General features: G+C 71.1%; 16 protein-coding genes. 5 read left to right on the plus strand and 11 right to left on the minus strand.

The window, feature by feature from the left end; all coding sequences use genetic code 11:
- Positions 1-203: 203 nt before the first annotated feature.
- From ACZOOI_RS36535 to ACZOOI_RS36555, 5 genes are all read right to left on the minus strand, one after another.
- Positions 204-1,391 (minus strand): methyltransferase domain-containing protein, encoded by a 1,188-nt coding sequence (locus ACZOOI_RS36535; RefSeq protein WP_465283863.1) that lies wholly within the window; start codon positions 1,389-1,391, stop codon positions 204-206.
- Positions 1,388-1,525, minus strand: a complete 138-nt coding sequence (locus tag ACZOOI_RS36540) for a hypothetical protein (RefSeq protein WP_465283864.1) — start codon at positions 1,523-1,525, stop codon at positions 1,388-1,390. The genes ACZOOI_RS36535 and ACZOOI_RS36540 overlap by 4 nt, the downstream gene beginning before the upstream one ends.
- Positions 1,526-2,047: 522 nt before the next feature.
- Positions 2,048-2,284, minus strand: a complete 237-nt coding sequence (locus ACZOOI_RS36545; RefSeq protein ID WP_465283865.1) for a DUF397 domain-containing protein — start codon at positions 2,282-2,284, stop codon at positions 2,048-2,050.
- A gap of 213 nt (positions 2,285-2,497) precedes the next feature.
- The gene (locus ACZOOI_RS36550; protein ID WP_465283866.1) at positions 2,498-2,686 is read right to left on the minus strand and encodes a DUF397 domain-containing protein; all 189 of its coding nucleotides are present in this window, start codon (positions 2,684-2,686) and stop codon (positions 2,498-2,500) included.
- On the minus strand, positions 2,683-3,576 hold the full coding sequence (locus ACZOOI_RS36555; protein WP_465283867.1) for a helix-turn-helix domain-containing protein: 894 nt from the start codon (positions 3,574-3,576) through the stop codon (positions 2,683-2,685). The genes ACZOOI_RS36550 and ACZOOI_RS36555 overlap by 4 nt, the downstream gene beginning before the upstream one ends.
- A gap of 211 nt (positions 3,577-3,787) precedes the next feature.
- Between ACZOOI_RS36555 and ACZOOI_RS36560 the strand changes: the two genes are divergently transcribed.
- Both ACZOOI_RS36560 and ACZOOI_RS36565 read left to right on the plus strand, forming a co-directional pair.
- Entirely contained in the window at positions 3,788-4,231 is a 444-nt protein-coding gene (locus ACZOOI_RS36560) for an ATP-binding protein (protein ID WP_465283868.1), read from the plus strand.
- A 233-nt stretch (positions 4,232-4,464) separates the two neighbouring features.
- A complete protein-coding gene (locus ACZOOI_RS36565) occupies positions 4,465-5,250 on the plus strand; it encodes a hypothetical protein (protein WP_465283869.1) in 786 nt (261 codons plus the stop codon).
- Positions 5,251-5,543: 293 nt separating this feature from the next.
- Here the strand turns inward: ACZOOI_RS36565 and ACZOOI_RS36570 are convergent, their stop codons facing one another.
- The 5 genes from ACZOOI_RS36570 to ACZOOI_RS36590 form a co-directional block, all read right to left on the minus strand.
- Entirely contained in the window at positions 5,544-7,478 is a 1,935-nt protein-coding gene (locus tag ACZOOI_RS36570) for a CocE/NonD family hydrolase (RefSeq protein ID WP_465283870.1), read from the minus strand.
- A gap of 606 nt (positions 7,479-8,084) precedes the next feature.
- Positions 8,085-9,038, minus strand: coding sequence for an alpha/beta hydrolase (locus ACZOOI_RS36575; protein ID WP_465283871.1), 954 nt, complete (start codon positions 9,036-9,038; stop codon positions 8,085-8,087).
- A 3-nt stretch (positions 9,039-9,041) separates the two neighbouring features.
- Positions 9,042-12,056 carry an ABC transporter permease subunit gene (locus ACZOOI_RS36580; protein WP_465283872.1) on the minus strand — a complete coding sequence of 1,005 codons (3,015 nt, stop codon included), beginning with the start codon at positions 12,054-12,056 and terminating at the stop codon, positions 9,042-9,044.
- Positions 12,049-14,598, minus strand: a complete 2,550-nt coding sequence (locus ACZOOI_RS36585; protein WP_465283873.1) for an MFS transporter — start codon at positions 14,596-14,598, stop codon at positions 12,049-12,051. The genes ACZOOI_RS36580 and ACZOOI_RS36585 overlap by 8 nt, the downstream gene beginning before the upstream one ends.
- Positions 14,599-14,888: 290 nt before the next feature.
- Positions 14,889-16,220 (minus strand): ABC transporter substrate-binding protein, encoded by a 1,332-nt coding sequence (locus ACZOOI_RS36590; protein ID WP_465283874.1) that lies wholly within the window; start codon positions 16,218-16,220, stop codon positions 14,889-14,891.
- 230 nt (positions 16,221-16,450) lie between these two features.
- Between ACZOOI_RS36590 and ACZOOI_RS36595 the strand changes: the two genes are divergently transcribed.
- Together ACZOOI_RS36595 and ACZOOI_RS36600 are read left to right on the plus strand one after the other, a co-directional pair.
- Positions 16,451-17,353, plus strand: coding sequence for an alpha/beta fold hydrolase (locus tag ACZOOI_RS36595; RefSeq protein WP_465283875.1), 903 nt, complete (start codon positions 16,451-16,453; stop codon positions 17,351-17,353).
- 115 nt (positions 17,354-17,468) lie between these two features.
- Positions 17,469-19,793 carry an alpha-L-rhamnosidase-related protein gene (locus ACZOOI_RS36600; protein ID WP_465283876.1) on the plus strand — a complete coding sequence of 775 codons (2,325 nt, stop codon included), beginning with the start codon at positions 17,469-17,471 and terminating at the stop codon, positions 19,791-19,793.
- Positions 19,794-19,841: 48 nt separating this feature from the next.
- On the opposite strand, the gene ACZOOI_RS36605 is transcribed toward ACZOOI_RS36600, so the two are convergent.
- On the minus strand, positions 19,842-20,483 hold the full coding sequence (locus ACZOOI_RS36605; RefSeq protein WP_391584114.1) for a TetR family transcriptional regulator: 642 nt from the start codon (positions 20,481-20,483) through the stop codon (positions 19,842-19,844).
- A 61-nt stretch (positions 20,484-20,544) separates the two neighbouring features.
- On the opposite strand from ACZOOI_RS36605, the gene ACZOOI_RS36610 reads away from it, so the two are divergent.
- Positions 20,545-23,148, plus strand: a complete 2,604-nt coding sequence (locus tag ACZOOI_RS36610; protein WP_465283877.1) for a beta-glucosidase — start codon at positions 20,545-20,547, stop codon at positions 23,146-23,148.
- Positions 23,149-23,451: the final 303 nt, after the last annotated feature.

The raw sequence follows: 23,451 nt of genomic DNA on the forward strand, positions 1-23,451 counted from the left end.
GACGGACCCCACGACCCTCCGCCTACCCAGCGGAACCGGCCCTGGCGGACCGGACGTCCCTACGGTCCTCCTTCGCCGACCACGCCGCGGTCGGGCCACGCCGGCGTCCGCGAGAACCTGTGCGCCCGGCCGGCCACGAGCCCCCGGCATCCACCGAGGCGCGTTACCCACCAACCCGCCGAGTAGTGGCCCGGGACCAGGCGTCACCGGGTATGTCGGTGCCGGGACGGCAGTTCGCGGTCGGGTGACTCGTACCAGGGACGCTGTTCCACCGTGCCGTCGGCATCGACGACGACGGTCAACCCGAAGCGATCGGCGGCGGGTTTCCCGGCATCCGCCCAGCGGTGGTAGGCCGTCTGCACTTCACCCCACAGGTCTCGGGGACCGGCCTGGAGCGCCTGGGGGTTGTAGCCATCACCGAACGCGGCCACGGCGATGGATTCGCCTTCGCCCGTATCGGCGCCGTACAGCCACAGGTTGACGCTCTCGGGGTGGTCGACGCGTTGCGGGACGCAGTGCGGCACATGGAGTCCGATGACGAACTCGACCGGGTCGTACAACGCGCCGGTGATGTCGGCGATGTCGATGTCCGGCTCGGACGCGCGTGCGGTATCCATCCACTCGGGCGGGAGCGATGTTTGCGGCCAACGGGCGCGCTGGGCCCGCAGCTTCATGAACGCCAGGGGGTCGGTGAAGGGTCCGCTCGCGTGGTGGGTGCCGTGGACGGTCAGAACCGTGGTCCAGTCGGGGCCGGCGTAGTAGGTCCCCCAGGGCATGACGATGAGCCCGCCGGGCCGGGTCTGTTCGAGCCAGGCCCTTGGGGTGTGGCGCACGCCGGCGGTGACGTGAACACGGTCGTACGGTCCGCCTGCGGGGTGGCCGAGGGCGCCGTCGCCGGTGATGACGACGACGCCGGGGTAGCCGGCCCGGGCGAGGTTCTTGCGGGCCCGTTCGGCGAGTTCGGCGTCCACCTCGATCGTGGTGACGCGGCAGCCGCGCGCGGCCAGGAGAGCTGCGGTGTATCCGGTGCCCGTACCCACTTCCAGGACGGCCTCGCCGCCGTGGATGTCGAGAGCGTCGAGCATGCGGGCGACCGCGGCGGGCGCGGAGGCGGAGGAGGTGGGATTGTCGCCACGCACGTCGCCGGTGTGGTCGCCGTCATCCCACTGGGTGACAAGCACCAAGTCGTCGTCGGCGACCCGGTCCCAAGCTTGGCGTCCCCACTCGCCGGCGGCGTTGCGGTCGATGAGGGGCGTGTATCCGCTCTCGTTGCGCCAAGCCCAGAGTCGGGCGGGCAGGAAGTCGGCGCGACGGACGGTGTCGAACGCGCTTTGCCAGCCGGGCGGAAGAGCACCCGCGTCCGCGAGGAGACGGGCGATCCCGGTGGTCACTTGTCGTCCTTGCGATGCGTGCCGGGACCGGCGGGCGTGGAACCGTCCGGATGGTCGTCGGGTCCGCCCGGCTTGGGCCGGGGGTTGGGCTTCTGCGGGCCGATCGGCGCCGGACCGCCGCTGTGGTCTCCCATCGGTTCCCTCCCTGTACACCTCGCCCCGACCCGCAACGAAGCGCACGCCGCGCCGGTCGGTAATCCTCGCGGATATGGCCCGATTCGGGCGGAGATCTTCTCTCTCACCGTACGGGCGACATGCGCAGCGCGTCAATCACTATCAGTCATGAATAATTGACCCATCGTCACCAATCCGATAGGTTCGCCCATCCCACGGATCCACCACCCCCAGCCCCGGGTTCGGACAGTTACGGAAACGCAGACAAGGCCGGATTTCCACGCCGGGCGACCGTCCTCTCGGACGATCGGCCTCGTGGCGGAAGTCGGCCCGGTGACGCCTCAGCGCATGCCGTCGCGCAGGAACCGGGTCCATGCGGTTGGCGGGAACTCTTGTGCCGGGCTGTCGCCGAGCCTGCTGCCCTTAACGCCGACGGTCACGTCGAGCCCGACGGGTGCTTTAGCCCCGGTTGGCTCCTGCGCGTCGACGCAGATGAGGACGCCCCCACCATCCGGGGGCGTCCTCTGTTTTTGGGGGTCGTATCAGCGGTGCGTGTTCAGGAAGTCCTGCCAGGCACCGTCGGATACGACGACGAAGCCGCCGACGCGGTGCTTGGTGTCGCGGACACCAACGCATGTCTGCCCCGAGCCGGCCTCAACACAGTCGTTCTGGGCTCCGCTGTGCGACGACTTGCGGACCGTGTCCTCGCGGGGGTACAGCCCTGATCGCGCGGAGGTCTGGCCTCTCTCAACGTACGGGCGACACGCATGGCTCGTCAATCACGATCAGTTAGAGAACTATTCACCCAACGTCATTGACCCCGTCGGCCTGTCGACCCCCACGTTCGTCTTTAATGACCCCACGAATCCACGGTTACCCGCCCCCAGCCCGAGGGGCGGACAGTACGGTGACGCAAACGAGGACGGCCCCTCTACGCCGGGGGCCGTCCTCTCGGTTGATCGTATTTATGGCGGAAGTCCGCCGGTTCTACCTCAGCGAATGCCGTCGAGCAGGAACCGGGTCCATGCGCTGGGCGGGAACTCCTGTACCGGGCTGTCGCTGAGCTTGCTGTCCTTGACGCCGATGGTCACGTCGAGCGGCGCAACAGTGACACACCCGTTGCCCTCGCCGGAGTACGTTGACTTGCGCCATGGTGCACCTGGGTGCTCGCTCTGACTCACGTGATCTCTCTCAATTTTCGATGGAGAAGATCGAGTGACTTCTCCTGCGGCAACGCCTGCCTGTCCAGTTCCTCGAAGACCCGTAGCGTGCGTTGGATGTCGCGCTCATTGTCGCGCAGCACGCTCCCGCCGACTACGTCCAGATACACGACCGAACTGCTGGCGTCGCCGAACTCCAAGAGGTTGATGCCGCATGGGTACATGGCCCTGAACCCCGCGGTATTGGGCACGATACGAATCGTGATGTTCGGGTGTGCAGCCTCGTCGACGAGGCGCCGGATCTGGGCTGCCATCAGCTCCGGTCCTGCGCCGAAGGTCAAGGAGAGCGTGGCTTCGGTGATGTAAGCCACCAGCACGAGGGGTTCATCATCGTGCAGGCGTTCCTGCCGAAGCATTCGGACTCTCGTGTGGTCTTCACGCTCGTCGGCACCCATGGCCAAGTAGGCGCCATGCTGCGTCAGGGCAGCGTAATCCCGAGTCTGGAGCAGTCCCGGGATACCGAGAGGCAAGTGCTCTTGACATCGGACGGCTTCGTGTTCGATCGCGATTCGCTGGTAGAGATCCGCACTCAGGATTCCGCTGTACGGCTCGTACCACAGGTGTGGCTTCGGTAGCGCACCCTCTGCGGGCAACAGTTCGTAGAAGCGCTCCTGTTGCTCCTTCGGAACGCCGTAAAGCTTCATCAGCAGCTTGACATCCGCCCGCGTCGGCTTGGCATCGCCGTTCTCGATGCGGCTCAACCGGCTGACCGAGAAGGCTTGTTGAGTCTTCTCCACAACCCACTTCAGCGACCGGCCGCGCTCCCGCTTGCGCTCCGCCTTGAGCATTGCGCCGAGCGTGCGTTGCCCAACGACGGTTCCGCCGGTGACCGGCCCACGTGTGCTCGTCATGACCGCCCTCCCTGTGAGGGCTCATTGTGCACCACCGTCAGACGTGTCGATGTCGCTCGTTCGAGGGACTCAGAAATTATCTCTGGGATTTTCATTGACGCAACCGATGGGAACTTGTGACGGTATTGCTGAATACCCCAGAGCGCATGCAGGATCACGTTCCGCAACAAGCCCGTTTGAACCGGACCGCCCCAACCTCAAGGGGACAGTTGTGCCTTCCGACGCTTCCGTCTGTCTCGACCGCTCCGCCGGCTGTGTGCGGAAGCCGTGCTTCCTGAGCCTGATGCCCGGCGAAGACCGCCCGGTGAGGCGGGCTCGCAAGTGCGTGCTGGCGGCCTGCCACCAGTGGCAGATAGCCGGTGACGTGCTCGTTCTCGTCATGGTCGAGCTCCTGACCAACGCGTACACGCATGCTCGTCTCACCCCGGGCAGGCAGGTTCTGGTGAGGGTCCATTGGCGGAAGCAGGCGAACGAGTTCGTTCTGGAAGTCGTCGTTCCCCAGCCCAGGTTCGACTTGCCCGAGGCCACAGTGCCCGATCCGGACGCAGAGAGCGGACGCGGACTGGCGATGGTGCGAGAGCTGTCCCGAGAGTTCTCGTGTGAGGAACGCACGCCGGGATTCCAGACGTTCACGGTGGTCCTGGCAGCAGCATGAGTACCCCGAACGAGCGACCGCGCCTGTCCTGACGGACCTCACCTCAATGATGTGAAACGGCGCGGCCTGACCCGAAGACCGCCGGTATCGCCTCCATCGAACGCGCGCCGGCCCTGGTCCCGTGTCATGTAGCCGACCCCGTGCTACCGGCGCCGCAGCCCGCCCCTGCGGCGCCCAACCGCAAGTGCAAGTGATCCGTGTTCCCCTTGTCCGCACCGAACTTCGGAGCCTTCGTGTCCAGCGAGCCTTCCACCGTCGGCATTCATCGCCTGTCCCCCGCCGAGGGGGTCGCGCTCACCAACGCCGGGGACGTCGCCCGGATGTTCCTGCCGGGCCTGCGCCTCGCGGAGTCGAGGTTGCTGCCCAGTTCGAACCTGGACCAAGCCATCTTCGAATGGGAGGTGCCGGGGACGCGTTTCCCCCGCTCGTTCGAACACGAATCGCACCGCCGGGCCTGGCTGGATACGGTTCCCCTGACCATGGGCGAGTTGAATGCAGCGCTGCACACATCGCTGATCGGCCGCCACACCACCGGCCCGCTGGTGCTGACTCACCCCACGACCGGGCTGCCCACGGTCTTCCCGGCCTACGAGGCGCCGTCGGTCGACGAGCACGGCGTATCCGTCGACGCGCCGGTCGGCCGCGTCGAGACACCGCCGTTGACCCTCGGCATCGTCACGGACGGCCCTGATGGCGTCGTCGTCACGGACAAGGGCGTGTGGCACACCCGCGTGCCGGAGTACCCGCCCCTCGTGGGGTTCGGCACGAACCTCGGCGTCTACCTCGCCCATCTGGCGCCCCCGAGCACGGCGCTCCTGCCCGACATGTACGAGCAAGCGATGTCGAACTGGTGGATCGGCGTGGTCGGCGCGTTCAACGCTCGCGCCGCCCACCGCTGCCCATGCGGTCGCGACACCGCGGAGCACCGGCCCACATGGCAGGACCTCCGCGTGGCGGCTGCCGCGTCGGGACGGAGCCTGCCGGACGGAGTCACCCTTCGCCGGACCCGTACGAACTGACCCGTCGAACTCACCCGTCGAACTGGTGGACCCCATCCCGTCTCGGGCTCCATCAACCCGCAACCGCCACGCCGCCCGGGCAACCCAGGCAACCCAGGCCGCAGACGCCCGACGTCAACAAGGCCGTCGTCGCACTACGGAGCACCGAAGCGCCCCGGTCCTCGCCGGCGCCGACACCCTCGACACGACGGCCCCGCCAGGCGCTACAGCGCCGACGCAGCCGGGCGCCCGGCCGAGGATGCACATCCCCGGCCGGGCGCCCGCACACGAACTACGTGGCAGCGGTCAGCCCATCACGGGCAGACACTCGTGCAGGGCGTTCCGAAGGCCGTTGTCGGCGCCAGCGGGATCGTCACCGAGGACGGGTTCGCCGGGCCCGACTTCACCTGCCAGATGCCGGCCAACAGGCCCGGAGTCTGGGTCAGGGTCGCGGCCAGGTGCGGGGTGTCGGCCGTGGTGATGTTCACCCGGATTCGGTGACCCGGGGCGATCGAGGCGAAGGTCGGGAAGACCTCGATGTCGTAGCGGGTGATCTGGTTCGGTTGTACGGATGTCGTGGTGGCCTGGGTGGACGGGTGGTACGGCATCAGGGTGGTGCCGTCCGGGGCGTACCAGGTGCGGGCCGGGTCCAGGGCGCGGTGGGAGCCGGCCAGGGCGCCGGAACTGAGCGGGACGGAGGAGCCGTCGGGGGCCACGTCGGTGACGGTGACCACCCAGTGCGTCTCGGGAGTGTTGGATTGCGCGTACAGGGTGGCGCCGATCGGGCCGGCGAGCACCTTGGTCTCGGTCAGCGGGGCGGTCGTGTAGACGAGCGAACTCGAACCGGTTTCCCGCGCCGTGTTGCTGTCGGTGCAGGCGGGGTCCTTGATGAAGCCGCCGAGCCATTGTGCGGTCGAGCGGGTGCACGGACTGTTGTTCGTGGTCCAGCTGATCCACTCGCTGCCGTTGCCGGTCGGCGCGGTCGGGGTGAGCAGGCCGTCGTTCGCGGAGGCCGGGGCGCTGCCGGTGCGGCCGCGGTCCAGGTACAGGCGGGTGGGATCGGCGCCGGTGAACGGGTAGTTGCGGGTGTCCAGCCAGCGGTTGCCGCCCAGTTCCTTGACGTGCAGCGGGTTCGGGTTCGCGCTGCCGGTGATGCCGGTGTCGATGCCCTTCAACCACTTGTCGTACCAGCGCAGTTGCAGGGCCGGCAGGTCCAGCGTCGGGTCCTGGCGCGGGTCGTGGTACCACGGGCCCATCAGGAGTTGGTAGCGGTCGGTGACCGGCTGGCCGGCGATCATCGGCGCGCCGACCGGGCGGCCCGCCCACGCGTTCTGCAGACCGGCGTAGTTCATCAACGCGCCGCGCTGGAACAGGTCGTACCAGCCGCCGACCAGGAACGCGGGCACGCCGTTGGCAACCACGCCCGCGAGCATGTCCGCCGGTCGGCGCTGCTGCCAGAACGCGCCGTCGTACGCCTGCTCACCGCCGCCGAGCAGGCCGGTCAGGATCGGCAGGTTGGCAGAGGCGACGCCACCGAGGTGTTGCAGCTCCAGGGTCAGGGTGTCCAGGATGTTCTGCGTCGAGCCCTGGCGCAGTGCCTCGGCCAGCGGTGCGGTCATGTGCGAGATGCCGGTGTAGGTCAGCCAGAAGGACATGAACTCGGCATCCGGGATCCCGCCCATGGTGGCCAGTTCGCGGTACAGGTCGTTGCCGGCCACCAGCGGGAAGATCGCCTTGACCGGCGAGTTCGGGCCGACGGACGCGGCGGTCATGATCTGGTTGATGCCGGCGTAGGAGCCGCCGTTGAGGCCGACCTTGCCGTCGGAGTGTGGCACCTGGGCGGCCCAGGCGGCGAGTTCGGCGCCGTCCTGGCCCTCCTTGGGCGCCCACGGCGACCAGGAGCCGTTGGAGGTGCCGGTGCCGCGCACGTCCGCGGCGATCGCGATGTAGCCGCGCTGGACGAACCAGGACAGCTCGGCCTCGGTGGAGCCCTTGCCGTACGGGGTCTGGGTCAGCAGCACCGGGAACGAACCGGCGGCGGGCGTGGAGGTGCCGGCGACGGCCGGTGTGTAGACGTCGACGCGCAGGACCGTGCCGTCGGACATCGTGACCGGCAGGTTCTGCTGCTTGGCGATGCCGTACTGCGCGACGCTGCCCTGCACGAGCGGCGTCGCGGCGGCGGGCGTCGAACTCGCCGGTACCGCGCCGAACAGCGCGGCGAGCAGGGCGAGGGTCGAGGCGAGGGCCACGCCGACACGTCGGCGGGCCGCTCTGCGTGCTGCTGTTCGTTGCGGGGGGATGTGGACGGGTCTGTGGACGGACACCCTGACCTCCAAGGATCACGCGATGCAAGGGGACGGTGGCGCGAACTGCGCTGGGCGGGATGAGCGGGATAGGCGGGATGAGCGGGATGGGTGGGATGAGCGGGATGGGTGGCGGGATGGATGGGGTCGGTCATCGGGTCGCGTCGGGTCCGGGTGGGCCCGACGGCGCAGGGCGGGCACGGCCGTGAGGTGGGCGTGCCGGGATGGCCGCGTGGCGGCATGGCCCAGGGGCCGGCCGGCGGCCGCGTCGGTCTCGGACGCCGGGCGGGCCATGCCGCCGAGCGCTCCGGGCTTCCGGAGAACGAACTGCGGCAGGGTCACGCGGCGTTCGACAACGACCGTTCGAGCTGTGGGTCAGCGGGCCGGCGCCCCGATCAGGGACGGGCCCGCGTCTCCGGTGGGCGGATGTGCGCCGCGGTCGGGATGCGCACTACGGTTCGCGGACGTCGCCACGGTCGGGGCGCGCACTACGGTTGGCGGACGCGCGCCGCGGTCGGGGCGCGCACTACGGTTGGCGGACGTGCGCCGTGGTCAGGGCGCGAGTGTCCCGGTGAGCGCTCTGCGCACGGAGGCCGCGCGGAGGTCGCCGACGAGGGCGTGCGTGATGGTGCCGGGGATGACCCAACCGCCGTGCAGGTGGGCCAGCACCCGGAAGGCCGCGCCCGGAACACCCGCTTCGTGCAGCCGGGTCAGGTAGCGTTCGCCCTGGTCGCGGACCGGATCGTATTCGGCGACGGTGATCACGGCCGGCGGCAGGCCGCTCAGGTCGGGTTCGTACAGCGGCGAGACCCGGGGATCGCGCGGGTCGGCGACGCCGGCCAGATAGAGGTCGAAGAACTCGTTGCACGCCTCGGGGGTCAGCCCACCGAAGTCGAGGATCGCCTCGGGGTCGGCATCGGTGTCCATCTCGGTCAGATCCAGGCACGGTACGTCGAGCAACTGGGCACAGGGCATCGGCAGTTCGCGATCCCGGGCGACCAGGCACAGCGCGGCGGCCAGGTTGCCGCCGGCGCTGCACCCGCCGACCGCGATGCGCTCGGGGTCCAGGCCGAGTTCGGCATGGTTGGCGTGCAGCCACGCGTAGCCCGCGACGCAGTCCTCCAGCGGTACGGGATAGGGGTGTTCAGGCGCGAGCCGGTAGTCGACCAGGGCCACCGCGCAGGGCACCAGCGAGGTGATCGGCCCGAGTTCGACCTCGGCGGTGTCCAGGTCGCCCTGGAACCAGCCGCCGCCGTGGATGAAGTAGAACACCGGGGCGACGACGGGCAGTCCGGCCGGTCGCAGGATCCGGACGGTGATCTCGCCGTCCGCGACCGGCACCCGGTGGTCGGTGGCGGTCACGTCGTCGGGTCGGCCGGTGAAGGCCAGCCGCATGGTCGCGTTCGCGAGCTTGCGCCGCTCCTCCAGGGTCCCGGGCGGTTCGTTCGTGTCGCGGTGGGCGGCCAGCAGGTCGATGATGCGCTGAATCGGCGGGTCCAGGGGCATGGGTCAGTTCTCCATCGCGGGGTCGGGCGCGGGGTGGGACAGGGCGGGGATGGGCTTGGACTCGGCTCCGGGGCCGCGATCGGGGCCGCGATCACGGTCGCGATCACGGTCAGGGTCGCGATCACCGTCGAGGTCGGCCCCGGCCTCACGGGAGACCGCGGTACCGCCGCCCGCGGTCGCCGCCCCCGACCGGTCGATCGCGCGGGTGTCGGTGCCGAGGTAGCCGGCGATCACGGCCGGGTCGGTGCGCACCTGTTCCGGCGTACCCTCGCTGATCACCCGTCCGGCGGCCAGACAATACAGCCGGTCGCTGATCGACATCATGAACGGCATGTCGTGCTCGATCACGATCATCGCGGCGTCCAGTTCCCGGCGCAGTCGCAGCAGCAGCGGGCCCAGGGCCTCGGTCTCGCGTTGCGCGACGCCCGCGGTCGGCTCGTCCAGACACAACACCCGTGCGTCCAGCGCGATCAGGTTGGCCAGTTCGACGATCCGCCGGGTGCCGGTGGACAGTTGTGCCACCGGTGTGTCCGCGTAGCGGCCCAGGCCGACCAGGTCGATCAGATCGGCCGCCTCGGTCCGTCGGTGTCGCTCGGCGCGAGTGGCGGCGGGCAGGAGCAGTGCGGTGGACAACAACCCGGAGCGGCGGCGCGCCTCCAGCGCGACCAATACCGTCTCCCGCACCGTGAGTTCCGGGAACAGCCGAGCCGCCTGGAAGGTGCGGCCGAGGCCGAGTGCGGCCCGCCGGGCCGGGGCCAGGCGCGAGATGTCCCGGCCGAGCAGCTCGACCGTTCCGGTCGCCGGTGCGAATCCTCCGATCGCGTTGAGCAGCGTGGACTTGCCCGCGCCGTTGGTGCCGATCAGGCCGAGGATCTCGCCGGGACGCAGTTGGATCGACACCGAATCCACCGCGGTGTTGCCGCCGTAGCGCACCGACACCTCGCGGGTGACCAGTACCGGAGCGTCGGTCGAGGCCGCAGGCGTCTCGGTCCGCTCGCGAACTCGCAGGGGGCGTTCCGGTTTCGGCGCAGGCGTCGGCGGCCCGGTTTCCGCCGGCAGTCGCCCTTCGGCCCAGCGCAGCAGCGCCGCGCGTGCCGCGTTCGCGATTTGGGTCAGTCCGCCCGGGAAGTACAGGAGCAATACCAGCAGTCCGATGCTGGAGGCGAAGATCGGCACGAGCGAGTTGCCGGGGAAGAACGCGGGCAGTCCGACCACCCACACCGACCCGATCACCGGGCCGACGGTGGACCCGAGGCCGCCGATCACCACGATGGCCACCAGGGTCAACGAATCCGAGACCTGGAAGAAGCGTTCGGTGAGCGGCACACTCTGCACGCTGCCCGCGAGCAACGCGCCGCCGAGCCCGGCGATCGCCCCGGACAGCGCGAACGCGGTGACCTTGGTGCGCAGCGGCGCGACGGTACAGGCGGCAGCCGCCTCCGGGTTGTCGCGTACCGCGATGGTGCGCCGCCCGGTGCCGTGCGCACGCAGCCGGGCGATCAGCGCCAGGATCACGATCAGGACGACCAACAGCACGTAGTAGTAGGTGCGTTCGTCGGACAGGTCGAGGCCGAGCAGGTCGCCTCTGGGCAGCGGCACCGAGGACGCGTTGCCGTCGGTGAGGAACGGCCGCCGGTAGAGGTAACCGGCTGCGGCGACGCCGAGTGCGAAGGTGCTGACGGCGAGCAGCATGCCGTCCACCCGCAGGGCGCCGGCGCCGACGATCGCCGCCAGCGCGGCCGTGACCAGTGCGGCGAGCAGCGCGGAAAGCGCGAACGGCAGGGCCTGGAAGGCGATCGTGCGGTCCGCGCCGATGTCGATCGAGACACCCCGGGTGAGAGCGGCCGTGGTCAGCGCGCCCAGACCGGCGAACGCCATCTGGCCGAGCGAGAGTTGCCCCGCCCATCCGGTGAGCACGGTGAGCGAGCAGGCGCAGATCGCGAAGGCCAGGATCGTGCCGTAGAGCAGGTGCCGGGAGGCCTGGGTGACCACGAGCGGCAGCAGTACGGCGATCAGGAGCGGTACGACCAGGGCGAGCCGGTTCAGGTGCCGGATCCACCAGATGCCGCGCAGCCGTTCCGGGATCGGGGCCGGCCGCGGTCCGGTGGCGAACGCGCGTACGCCGCCGCGGCCGTCGGTGCGGGCGTCGCGCCGGGCGCGCACCCACACCGCGGTGACCACCGCGCACAGCAGCAGGAAGTCGACCAGGCCGGTCTGTTCGACGAAGTTGAACCGCACGGCCGCCTGGAGTACGCCGATCAAGACGCCGGCCAGCATCGACCAGCGAAACGAGGTCAGCCCCGCGACGACCGCGGCGGCCATCGCCCGGACCATGGTGTTGGGGCCCAGGTCGGCGGTGGCGGCGACTCGGCCGGACTGGCCCGCGATCAGGATCATCGCGAGGGTCGAGAGCAGGCCGGCCAGGGTCCAGACCACGGTGGACACGATCTTGGGACTGATCCCGACCGTACGGGCCAGGTTGGGGTTCTCGGCGGACGCGGTGACCGCGCGGCCCTGGGTGGTCCGGCCGAGGAACCAGGTCAGCGCGCCGGCCACGACCGGGACCACGACCAGGACACAGACCTGGGCGCCGGTCACCCGGACTCCGGCGATCTCCCACTGCGAGGTGATCGCCACCGGGTAGCTCGCCCGAACCGCGCCGTCCACGTCGGGCAGCGCCCGCACCGCCGCCACGCAGGCCTGCGCGACGCCGATGGTGGCGATCAGTACGGTCACCCGAGCCGAGTGGAACAGCCGTCGGATCACCGCCAGTTCGACGATGGTGCCGGCGAGCGTACCGACCAGCAGCGCGCCGATCAGGGCGGCCCAGAACGGCACGCCGTAGTTGATCACCGCGAGCGGCAGCAGCGCCGCACCGATCACACCGAGGTTGCCGACCGCGAAGTTGATCACCCTACTGGAGCGGTACACCAGCACGATGCCCAGTGCGATAAGACCGATCGCAAGGCCGTTGACCAGCCCGTCGAAGGCGATCTGGCGAGTCATCAGGTCAGCCATGGTCGGCGCCCTTTCCGGCCGGTCCGGCAGGTCCGGCGGAATCAACGGGCCCGACGGGTCCTACAGGTCCTACGGGTCCTACGGTCCCGCCGGAGCCGAAGCCGGAGCCGGAGCCCGACCCGGAAGCGACTCCGGACTCGGGCCCGGCCCCGGAGCCGACCACGGCACCGGTACCCGCACCCGCACCATCGCTCTCACCGGCGGCCCCGTCCGTCCCGCCCGCGTCACCCACGCCATCCCCGCTCGGGCCCCCCGCCCCCGCATCCCCACCCAGGAACACCGCCCGAACGAAGTCGCGTTCGCCCAGATCCGCCGCCGCCCCCTCGAACCTGATCCGGCCCTTCTCCAGGAAGATCGCTCGATCGGCGATCGACATCGCCACGTTCAGCGACTGTTCCACCACGATCATCGCGAGGCCCTCGGCCTTCAACCGCTCGATCACCGCGAGCAGTTCGGCCACCATCGCCGGTGCCAGCCCGAGCGAGAGTTCGTCGATCAGCAGCACCTCGGGGTCGTGCAACAGCGCCATGGCCAGCGCCAACATCTGTTGCTGCCCGCCGGAGAGCGCCGAGGCCGGCTCGTCGGCCCGTTCGACCAACTGCGGGAACAGCGCGAGCGAACGTTCGATCCGGGTCCGCACCTGCTCGGGATCGCCGCGGTGGATGTACGCGCCCATCTCCAGGTTCTCCCGCACGCTCATCCCGGGGAACACGCCCGCGCCGCCCGCCAACGACACGATGCCCAGCCGGATCCGCTGCTCGGGCGCGACGAAGGTGACTGTACGGCCACCCAGTCGGATCACCCCGCGTTCTGGGGTGGCCAGGCCGGCGATCGCCCGCAGGATGGTCGACTTGCCGGCGCCGTTGGTGCCGAGCAGGGCCAGTACCTCGCCCCGCCGAACCTCGAAGCCGACGTCGAACAGGACCTGCACCTGACCGTAGGAGAAGTCCACATGGTTGAGCTGAAGCACCGGGATCCGATCGGGTTCGGCCTGCCGGCGTTCGTGTTCCTCGTGTTCCTCGTGCAACTCGGCCACGATCAGCGCGAGGTCGTCGCGCACATACCCGGCGCCGCGCATGATCAGCAGACCGCCGATCACGGTCGCCGGAACCAGGGTGATCAGCACGGCGGTGCGCGGGCCGAAGCTGTCGATCAGCGGCGCGGAGACCAACCCACCACCGGTGGCACCGATGAAGAACACGTAGATGGACGCCATCGCGGTGCCCAGGCCGCGCAGCCGATAGGGCACGATCGTCTGCATCAGCGGGCCCATCAGCGCGAACGCGCAGGACAGCAGCACGATCTGCGGCACGCCGAAGACGGTGTAGAGCACCGGGTTGGGCGAGAAGTACTGCAGCGGCGCGAACAGCGCCGAGGGCACGATCAACAACCCGATCAGGCGCAGCGCCTGCGCCGGGTCCTCGCGGAAGCGGCGGTCGTAGTAGCGACCGATGAACGGCAGTACGAGCAGTCCGCCGATGCCGCCGGCGGTGCCGACCAGGCCGCGGTCGAACGCGTCCAGGCCGTACTCCTGTTCCAGGAACAGGTTTCCCAGCACGGGTGTGGTGAACAGGCCGAAGCCCATCGCCGCAAAGGCCAGGATCACCGTCTTGAGGGTGCGGATCCGCCCCAGCCGGGCGAACGCCGCCTCGATCGATATCGGCGGCGGGTTCTCGTCCTCGATCACCTCGCCGAGCACTTCGGTCTTCTCCCATTGCCCACGCGGGGGTTCGGGCAGGAAGAACGCGAACGCGGCGAAGATCACGACCGGCAGGCCGAGCAGGTAGTACGCCCATCGCCAGCCGTCGGGCCCGCCGACCGCCGCGGCGATGCCGCCGACCACCAGCGGACTGAGCACCGCGCACAGCCGACCGGACACCCCGATCGAGGCACCGAGTCGGCCCCGGATCCCGATCGGGTAGGTGTCGGCCAACAACGACCCCTGCACGGGACCGCTGTTGGACTTGGCCACGCCCGCGCCGAACCGGGTCCAGAAGAACATGAACGCGTTCGTCGCGAAGCCGGACAGGAACACCATCAGGGCAAAGAACGCGGTGGATATGCCGATCACCGGACCGCGCCGGAAGCGATCCGCGATCCAGCCCATCGGCACCGCGCCGAGCACGGTGAACGCGCCCGCGGCGACGCCGAGGAAGACGATGGTGCCGTTGCCCACGCCCAGGCTGTCCCGGATGTCGGGGGCGAGCACCGCGAGCGCGGCGCCTTCGAGTTCGTCGAGTGCGGTCAGGATCAGCAGCACGGTGAACACGGACGTGCCGCCCCGGCGCAGTCCTTGACGCAGGGTCGGTTGCTCGGCGGCCGGCTTCCCGCCGGCCGGGCCGGGACCGCCGCCGACGCCGGGGACGGCGGTGTCGGCGTCGGCGGCGGGGCTCTGCGGGGCCGGCGGCGACTTCCGGCCGCCGGGCGACGTGCGCCCGCCGGCCCGAGGTGATTCGTCCAGGACCGCACCGGCGAGGTCCGCCAGGTTGCCCGGCTCGCCTGCGGTGTCGTCGCGCTGGGGTGCGGCGGTGCCGCCGTCCATATGTGATCGGCCTTTCTCGTGGTTCGCGTGCCGTCACTTCGTGCCGTGCGGGTGGTTGCCGCCACGTCCGGCCCGTGATGCGGCGCCGGGCCGTGGGGTCTGTCGAATCGGTGACCGAGCCGCGCGGTCCGCCGACGCGATCGCCGACCTGTGCGGTCCGTCGAAGCGGTCGCTGTGCCGTACGGTCCGTCAAAGCAGTCGCCTGCAATGAGATCCGTCGAAGCAGTCGCCATCAGGGTCTGCCTCGTGCCTCGGCCCTCGTCACGTCGTCACGTCGTGGCGAAGAGTCGTCACTTCGTGGCGGAGATCGGTGGCCCCGCCGGGAGCATCTGGTTCTGTGCCGGGTCCCAGCGGTACACGCCCACCGCGTCGCCCGCGCTGTGCTTGCCGGGGGCGAGCGAGGCGAGCGGCATGCCGGGCAGTGCGAGCTTGGTCAGCGATTCGGCGCCGCGCTGCCAGGACGCGGCGGTCAGGTCGCGGCCGGCGGCGTCCGCGGCCTGGACGAACAGCCGGAACGCGGCGCACGAGTTGGCCACCGCGCTCAGACTCTCCCGGCTCGCCGCCGCCGCGTCGAAGCGCTCGCCGCCGCCCGCGTTGTACTCGTCCACGCACGTCGTCACCGCCGGATCGGCGAGCAGTTCCGCCTTGGTCGGGATGTACGGCGCGGCCACCGTCACCCGCTGCATCGTCGCCGGCTTGATCCCGGTGGTCTTGACCACGGCCGGGCTGAGTGCCTGGGCCGAGGTCGCGTACACCTGCTCGGGCAGCCAGTTCGCACGTTGCAGCGCGATCATCAGGTTGGAGAAGTTGGACGTGTTGAGGATCGTGTCGGCGCCCGACGAGCGCATCTTCTGGACCAGGGTGTCCAACGCCTGGTCGCCGGCGGCCTGGTCGGTGCCGTAGTCGTCCAGCGGGGTCTGCACGACCACCTCGACACCGGCCGCGTCCAGGAGCGGTTTGACGGTGTTCTTGGTGACGGCGGCGTCCTGAGCCTCCCAGTAGAGCGCGACCTTCTTGCCCTGGAGCAGCTTCTGGTCGAGCAGCGCCTTGACCGCGGCGGCGCGCTGGCGGTCGTCGGCCATCTCCAGTGCGACGAAGGGTGCCTTGGAGCGGCGGTCGCGTTCGGCGGACTGGCCCCACTGGCCGAGGTACGGCGTGCCGTGCGTCTCGGTGAAGCACAGTGGGGTGTCCCCGGTGAGGATGCCGATCGCCAGGAAGACCTTCTTGTCCTCGCTCAGTTCCACGCACGCGGCCTGCGCCTCGGCCGGGCCGGTGGGCAGGAACGGGCGGAAGGCGAGTTCGATGGTGCGGCCCTGGACGCCGCCGCGCTTGTTCTGCGCGGCGATCCAGGCGGCGTACATGTCCTTGCTCGCCGGGCCCTCGCTCGGCACACCGAACGCCTTGAGCTGGGCCGGATCGGTGGCGGCGACGCCGAGCCTGACGGTGGTGTCGGTAACGCCTCGCGCCGGGCCGCTCGGGGCGGCGGCCGGGCCGGCGGCCTTCTTGTCGTCCGATTTCTTCTCGACCGAACAGCCGACCGAAGCGGTCAGGCCGAAGGCGGCGAGCAGGACGCCTACTGCGATACGTCGCGCCGGAGCGGGTCCATCTCCTCGGAGCAACACAACGGCTCACCTGTCCTTCGAAGGAAGCAGTGGATCACGGGTGGTTCGCAAGTGGGATCGGCGGTGGAGTCGACGAGCACGGGATCGGCGCGATCGTGGTGGGCGGCGCCGGGAGTGCCGTCGTGCGAGGGCGGATCCGTGCCGGGCATGGCGGCCGGAGGCCCTGGCTCCGACGAATCCGGGTGGATTTGTGTGTCACATCACGTCGGCGGGACGCTAACATCGAATACATGCCAGATGGAAGGCTTTCGTGGACGGCATCATCCCGACTCCTCGCCGGCGGTGCACCCGGCGAGACCGAATCGCACCATTTCGACCCCCCTCGACCACCCTTCTCCGCGGCGGATCTGCGCTACTGCGACCTGCCCGCGACCGAGCCCGACCCGAGCGCGGCACCGCTGCTCCTGCTGCACGGATTCGCCGGCAGCCTGGCCGACTGGGACGGCGTCGCGCCGCTGCTGGCGCGGGATCGACGGGTGCTCGCGTACGACCATCGCGGGCACGGTGACAGCACCAAGTTCGCCGACCGATCCGCCTACACCTTCGATCACCTCTCCGCCGATCTGGAGGGGTTCGTCGAGCGCATGCTGCCCGAGCCGTTCGATCTGCTCGGCCACTCCATGGGCGGCGTCCTGGCGCTGCGGTACACGCTGGCCCACCCGGACCGGGTGCGCTCGCTCGTGCTGATGGACACCGCCGCCGAACCCACCTCCACGCCGCTGCTGCGGGTGCTCGGCGCGGGCATGAACGCGGTGGTGGGCCGGTTCGGCCTGGCCCCGCTGCTGACCGTGCTCAAGCCGTTCACCCGTACACCGGCGGACGCCACGCCCGAGGACCTGGCCCGGCGCGAGCGGCAGACCCGCGCGATCACCGGGATGGACCCGGCCGCCTTCGTGGGCTGCGCTCGGGCGCTGGGCGCGTATCCGTCGCTGGCCGGCCGGCTGGCCGAACCCTCCTGCCCGGTCACCGTCGTCGTCGGCGAACACGACCGCCGGCTTCGCGGCGCGGCCGAACAGTTCGCCGCGGGCATCCGAAGGGCGGAGCTTCGCGTCGTCGCGGGAGCCAAGCACAGTCCGCAAACGGAGCGCCCGGACGCCTGGTTGGCCGCGGTCCGGGAGCACCTGGCCCGATAGCGGCACGGCCCCTTTCCCCATCCGCACCTCGCCCGCCCGCGGATCGTTCGCCCCCAGGGGCCGTTCGCAGGCCGGCCCCGGTTTCCCCGTTCTTCCGACACGAAAGGACGATCGCGTGATCGTCAGTACCGACTTTCCGCCCGGGCGGTGGCGGGCCCGGTGGATTTGGGCCGAGCCGGAGGGTGGGCGGCCACCGGGGCGGCATGCCGTCGCGTTGCGGGCCGTTCTCGATCTGGACCGGGTGCCCGAGCGGGTGCCCACACGCGTGGTTGCGCTGTCCGGGTATGCCCTGGCGGTGAACGGGGTCGAGGTGGCGCGTGGGCCGGTGCGCGCGAATCCGCGCATCCGACCGTACGACGATCTCGATCTGGCCGCCCATCTGCGGCCGGGCGCCAACGTCGTGACCGCGCTCGCCTGGATCCACGACGGTCCGACTCCGTGGTGGTTGCCGCCGTCGCCGTTCGGCAACGACCTGGTGCACGGCGCATTCGTGCTGGAGGCCCGGCTCGGTCCGGACGCGTGGTTCGTCACCGACGAGCGCTGGCAGGGCCGCGTCCTGGACGGGTGGACCGCGACCCCCGGCGGCGGCACCGTCTCCGGGCGCGGTCGCGAGTTGCTCGACGCCCGTACGCTGCCCGCCGATTGGCAGCGCCCCGACCACGATCCCGGTTGGCCGACGGCCGTACTGCGGCGGGCGATGACCACCGGCGAGCCGGGTCGGCCCGAACCGCCCAGCTACCCGGGCGGCCCGTTCGGCGGCCGGCCGATCACCTGGCCACAACCGCGCGAGACGATCCTGACCCCGGGCCCGGGCGGCGCGTACACGGCGGAGCAGGTGCTCTCCGGCACCCTGGTGGTCGACGCCCACGGCCCGGCCGGCGCCGAAATCGTGGTGCACACCGCCGAGTTCGTGGACCCGAGCGGGAGGCCCGCGCCCGGCGAGCACGACGCGAGCCTGGCGGTGACCGCCGACGGCACCCGCCGCGCACTGGAATCGTTCGACTCGTACGGCCTGCGGGGCGTCCTGGTCGAGGCCCCGGACGGCGTCACCGTGCACCGCGTGGCGGTCCGCGAACGCACCTATCCGGTCACCGGCGACGCATGGTTCGCCTGCTCGGACCCGCGGCTGGAACACATCTGGCGGGTCGGCCGCCGCACCGTGACGCTGTGCTCGGCGGATGCCTACGTCGACTGCCCCACCCGCGAGCAGCGGGCCTGGACGGGCGACGCGGTGGTGCACCAGATGGTCGATCTGACCACCAACTCCGACTGGCGACTGGCCCGTTGGCATCCCCGCCTGGCCGCGTCGCCGCGCTCGGACGGGATGTTGCCGATGGCGGTGGCCGGGGACGCCGAGTGGGCCGACTTCACGGTCATCCCGGACTGGGCGCTGCACTGGGTGCACTCGGTGTGGAACCTGTACCGCTATGTCGGCGATCGGGAGGAGATCGCCGAACTGCTGCCGGTGGCCGAGCGGGTGCTGCGCTGGTTCGTACCGTTCCTGGACGACACCGGCGTGCCCACCGACGTGTTCGGCTGGGTGATCATCGACTGGTCGGCCGTGCACACCGAGGGCATCTCGGCGGCGCTGTGCGGCCTGTGGGGCCGGGCGCTGCTGGAATTCGCCGAACTGGCGGACTGGCTCGGCGATCGAGGCCGGGCGCAGTGGGCGCGTGCCGCGCATGCCCGGCTCGCCGCGGGCTTCGAACGTCTGTGGGATCCGGAACGGGAGCGCTACGCCGACTCGATCGCGGGCGGCGAGCGCCGCCCGATGGCGTCCCAGCACGGCCAGGCGGCGGCGATCGTGGGCGGTCTGGTGCCGGCCGAACGGATCGAGCGGCTGGTGGAGGTGCTCACCACCGAGAAGGACCTCGTACACGCCGCCTTCAGCGCCCCGGACGGGCCCGCCGAACCGGGCTCGGACACCGAGGTCGGCGGCGCACACCTGCGGGCCGGTCCGCCCGAGCCGTGGTGGGACACCGGCCGCCAAGTGGTGCGCGCCCAGCCGTTCTTCCGCTACGTGGTGCACGACGCGCTGGCCCGGGCGGGCCGGGCCGATCTGATCGCCGGCCTGTGCCTGGACTGGGCGGCGCTGCTCGCGCGCAGCGACACCTCGTGGAGCGAGACCTGGTACGGCGGCACGATCAGCCACGGCTGGTCCGCCACGCCCACCCGCGATCTGATGACGCGCGTGCTCGGCGTCGAGCCGGCCGAACCGGGCTTCGCGGTGGCCCGGATCGAACCCGCGCTCGGCGACCTGACCCGGGCCTCGGGCGCGGTGCCCTGCCCGGCGGGCCCGATCGAGGTGACGGTGACGCCAACGCTGCTGAGCGTGCACAGCCCGGTGCCGTTCGTGCACGCCGGCCGGTCCTACCCCGCCGGCCGACACGACATCCGCCGAACCGACCGGCGGGGGCTCACCTTTCACGGGACGCACTGACCGGGACGCACCTCCTGCCCGCCGCACCGACGGGGGCCCGCCTCCCGGTCACCGCTTCGCCGTTCCGCCGCCCTCGGGCAGCGGGACGGCGAGCACGGCCAGGAAGCGGTCCAGGAACTGGCCGTAGGCGGCCACCATGTCCACCCGGTCGGGTTCGAGCAGCCACTGCACCTGGAGGCCGTCCATCGCGGCCAGCATCAGCTCGGCGCAGTGCTCGGCGTCCACGTCGGCGGCGATGTCGCCGTCGTCCCGGGCCTGCGCGAGGTGCCCGGCGGCGATCTCGCGCGCGATCCGGTAGCGCTCGACGAAGTACGCGTGGGCAGGATGCGCGGGATCGGTGGCCTGTACCGACAACGTCGCGAACAGCCGGATCAGCAGCGGTTGCCGGGCGTTGAGCGCGACCACGTCCCGGCTGGCCCGCACCCAGGCGATGCCGGAGACGTCCACCGGCTCGTCCGGGGTCAGGGTCAGTTCGTCCTTGTAGCGCAGCACCGCGGTGAGCAGGTCCTCCTTCGAGGCGAAGTGGTGCCGCAGGCCGGTATGCGACAGGCCCACCTGGGCGGCGATCTCGCGCAGCGAGACCGCGTCGTACCCGCGCGTGGCGAACACCTCCAGCGCCGCGTGCACGATCTCCTGCCGCCGCGCGACACCTCGCGCGTACGGGCCCCGTGCCCCCGTGCGATCCGACATCCGTCCGGCTCCCCTCGTGAAAGCATTCCACCTGGAATGTATTGAATGTAGTGTGCCCCGCGTGTCGCAGGCCAACGGTCATGATGACCGCACCCTTCCCCCGTCCTCGGCCGAAGAGCCGTCCGGCGCCTTCGAGTCGCCGGAAACCACCCCTACGCCCACACTCGTCCCGACGCCCACACCCACTCCCACGTACAGCCCGAGGGCACCGGACGCCCGCACCGGTGAACTCGTCGACGCGGCCCTGGCCCGCCTCGATCTCGAAGCCAGGGTCCGCCTGCTCACCGGGTGGGGATTCTGGCGAACCGCCGCCGAACCCGCCATCGGGCTGCGCGAGATGGTGCTGTGCGACGGTCCGGCGGGCGTGCGGGGCGAGCGCTTCGACGAGCGCGAGCCGTCCGCGTCGCTGCCCTGCCCGACCGCGCTCGCCGCGTCCTGGGACGAGGAACTGGTCGAGCGGCTCGGCGGCCTGCTCGCGATCGAGGCGCGCCGCAAACACGTGGACGTCGTACTCGGCCCGACCGTCAACCTCCAGCGCAGCCCATACGCCGGCCGCCACTTCGAGTGTTACTCGGAGGAGCCGCTCCTGTCCGGTCGGATCGGCGCGGCGCTGGTACGCGGCATCCAGGCCGGCGGCGTGGCGGCCACCGTCAAGCACTTCACCGCCAACGACTCGGAGACCGAGCGGTACTCGGTCGACGTGCGGATGTGCGAGCGCACCCTGCACGAGATCCACCTCGCACCGTTCGAGGAGATCGTCCGCGCCGGCGGAGTCTGGGCGCTGATGGCCGCCTACAACAGCGTGAACGGCATCACCATGACCGAAAGTCCACTGCTGGAAACGCCGTTGCGCACCGAGTGGGGCTTCGACGGGCTGGTCGTCTCGGACTGGTTCGCGACCCGCTCCACCGAGGGCGCCGGGCGCGCCGAACTGGACCTGGCGATGCCGGGTCCGGGGCCGGACCGGCCGTGGGGCGCGGCGCTGGTGGCCGCGGTACACGCGGGCCTGGTCGCGGAGGAGGCGGTGGAGCGCAAGGTGCGCCGGCTGTTGCTGCTCGCGGCTCGCGTCGGCGCGCTCGCCGCGATCGCACCGCCGCCCGCGCCCGCGCGACCGGTGCCGGATCCCGCCGCGCTGCTGCGCGAGTCGGCCGCGGCGGGCATGGTGCTGCTGCGCGACACCGGGACGGCACTGCCACTGGCGCCGGAAACGCTCCGCCGGGTCGCGGTGCTCGGTCCCAATGCCGACACCCCGCGCATCCAGGGCGGCGGCAGTGCCACGGTCGTCCCGCCGTACGCGATCAGCCCGCTGGCCGGGTTGCGCGCGGCGCTGGGGCCCGACGTGGCGGTCACCCATGCCGTCGGCGCGCGCATCCGGCATCGGCTGCCCGCGGTCACCGGCGCCGACGTGCACGATCCCAAATCCGGCGAGCCCGGCCTGCGGGTGCGCTTCATCGGCCCGGGCGGCGAGCTGCTGCACGAGGAACTTCGGGGCGGCGGACGGCTGTTGTGGCTCGACGACCCGATAGTGGCTCGGGCCGTGGCGATCGAGGCGGTCGGCGTGCTCCGGGTCCGCGCGGACGGGCCGCACCGGATCGGGGTGGCCGGCGTGGGCCGCTTCCGGCTGCTCGCGGACGATGTCCCGCTCGTGGACGACGACCTGGTGACCGAGGATCCGCTCGGCGGCATCCTCACCCCGCCCGAGCGCTGGGCTGTACTGGACCTGACCGCCGGTCGGGAGGTCGAGCTGCACCTGCGCCACGAGTTCGCCGGGGAGCGTCCCGGGACCGGGTTCGTGCTCGGCGTGGATCCGCCGCCGGTGCACGAGGACGCGGACCTTGCGCATGCCGTCGCGGTCGCCGCCGACGCCGAGGTCGCCGTGGTCGTGGTGGGCAGCACCGAGGAGAGCGACAGCGAGGGCCGCGACCGCTCGCACCTGTCCCTGCCGGGCCGGCAGGACGAGTTGGTCCGCCGGGTCGCGGCGGTCAACCCGAACACGGTGGTGGTGGTCAACAGCGGCTCCCCCGTGCTGCTGCCGTGGCGGGAGGATGTCGCGGCGATCCTGGTCGCGTGGTTTCCCGGCCAGGAGTTCGGCGCGGCGCTGGCCGACGTACTGCTCGGGCGCAGCGAGCCGGGCGGCCGGTTGCCGATGACCTGGCCCGAATACGAGGACGATCCGGCGGTGTTGTCCACCACGCCGATCGCGGGCCGGCTCGACTACGCCGAGGGCATCCACATCGGCTATCGCGGCTGGGCCCGGGCGGGCGCGACGCCGGCCTATCCGTTCGGCCACGGCCTGGGGTGGACCACGTGGGAGCACGTCGGGATCGAAACGGCCGCCTCCGGCACCGACTTCGTGGCCCGGGTGACGATGCGCAACACCGGCCCGCGGGCGGGCCGGCAGCTGCTCCAGGCGTACCTGAGCCGCGCCGAGGGCACCGTGGAGCGGCCCGCGTTGTGGCTGGCCGGCTACACGTGGGCGAGCGCACCCGCCGGCGCCGAGGTCACCGTCCACCTGCCGATCCCGGCCCGCGCCTTCGAACACTGGTCCGCGGAAGCCGGCCGCCGCGAGACCGAACCGGGCCGCTACACCCTGCGCGTGGGCGCCTCCAGCGCCGACCTACCGCTGACGACGACCCTGGAGGTGGACCCGGGTCCGCGGCCCTGAACCTCGCGGACCGCGTCGGTGCTCGCGAACAGGACGTCCGGGGGACGTTCGCCGTCGAGGGGGTCGCGATTGCGCACGTGCGCGCCCCGCTCGGCACTGTCGGTCCCACACCGTCGGTGCTCGCGAACAGGACGTCCGGGGATCATTCGCCGTCGAGGGGTCGCGATTGCGCACATGCGCGCCCCGCTCGGCACTGTCGGTCCGACAGCCGGTCGCCGCCGCTCGCGGGCCCGGCACGGGGCGCCGCTCGCGGTCGGCCGGGCCGGCCCGGACCGGCCGACCACGCACGGTGCGGGCGCGGCC

This window comes from Embleya sp. L77, assembly GCF_055557415.1.

Excerpts from the sequence above, each read along its gene's own strand:
- ACZOOI_RS36555 (WP_465283867.1), bottom strand. The coding sequence starts at position 3,576 with ATGACGAGCACACGTGGGCCGGTCACCGGCGGAACCGTCGTTGGGCAA.
- ACZOOI_RS36580 (WP_465283872.1), bottom strand. The coding sequence starts at position 12,056 with ATGGCTGACCTGATGACTCGCCAGATCGCCTTCGACGGGCTGGTCAAC.
- ACZOOI_RS36585 (WP_465283873.1), bottom strand. The coding sequence starts at position 14,598 with ATGGACGGCGGCACCGCCGCACCCCAGCGCGACGACACCGCAGGCGAG.
- ACZOOI_RS36605 (WP_391584114.1), bottom strand. The coding sequence starts at position 20,483 with ATGTCGGATCGCACGGGGGCACGGGGCCCGTACGCGCGAGGTGTCGCG.
- ACZOOI_RS36595 (WP_465283875.1), top strand. The coding sequence starts at position 16,451 with ATGCCAGATGGAAGGCTTTCGTGGACGGCATCATCCCGACTCCTCGCC.
- ACZOOI_RS36575 (WP_465283871.1), bottom strand. The coding sequence starts at position 9,038 with ATGCCCCTGGACCCGCCGATTCAGCGCATCATCGACCTGCTGGCCGCC.
- ACZOOI_RS36540 (WP_465283864.1), bottom strand. The coding sequence starts at position 1,525 with ATGGGAGACCACAGCGGCGGTCCGGCGCCGATCGGCCCGCAGAAGCCC.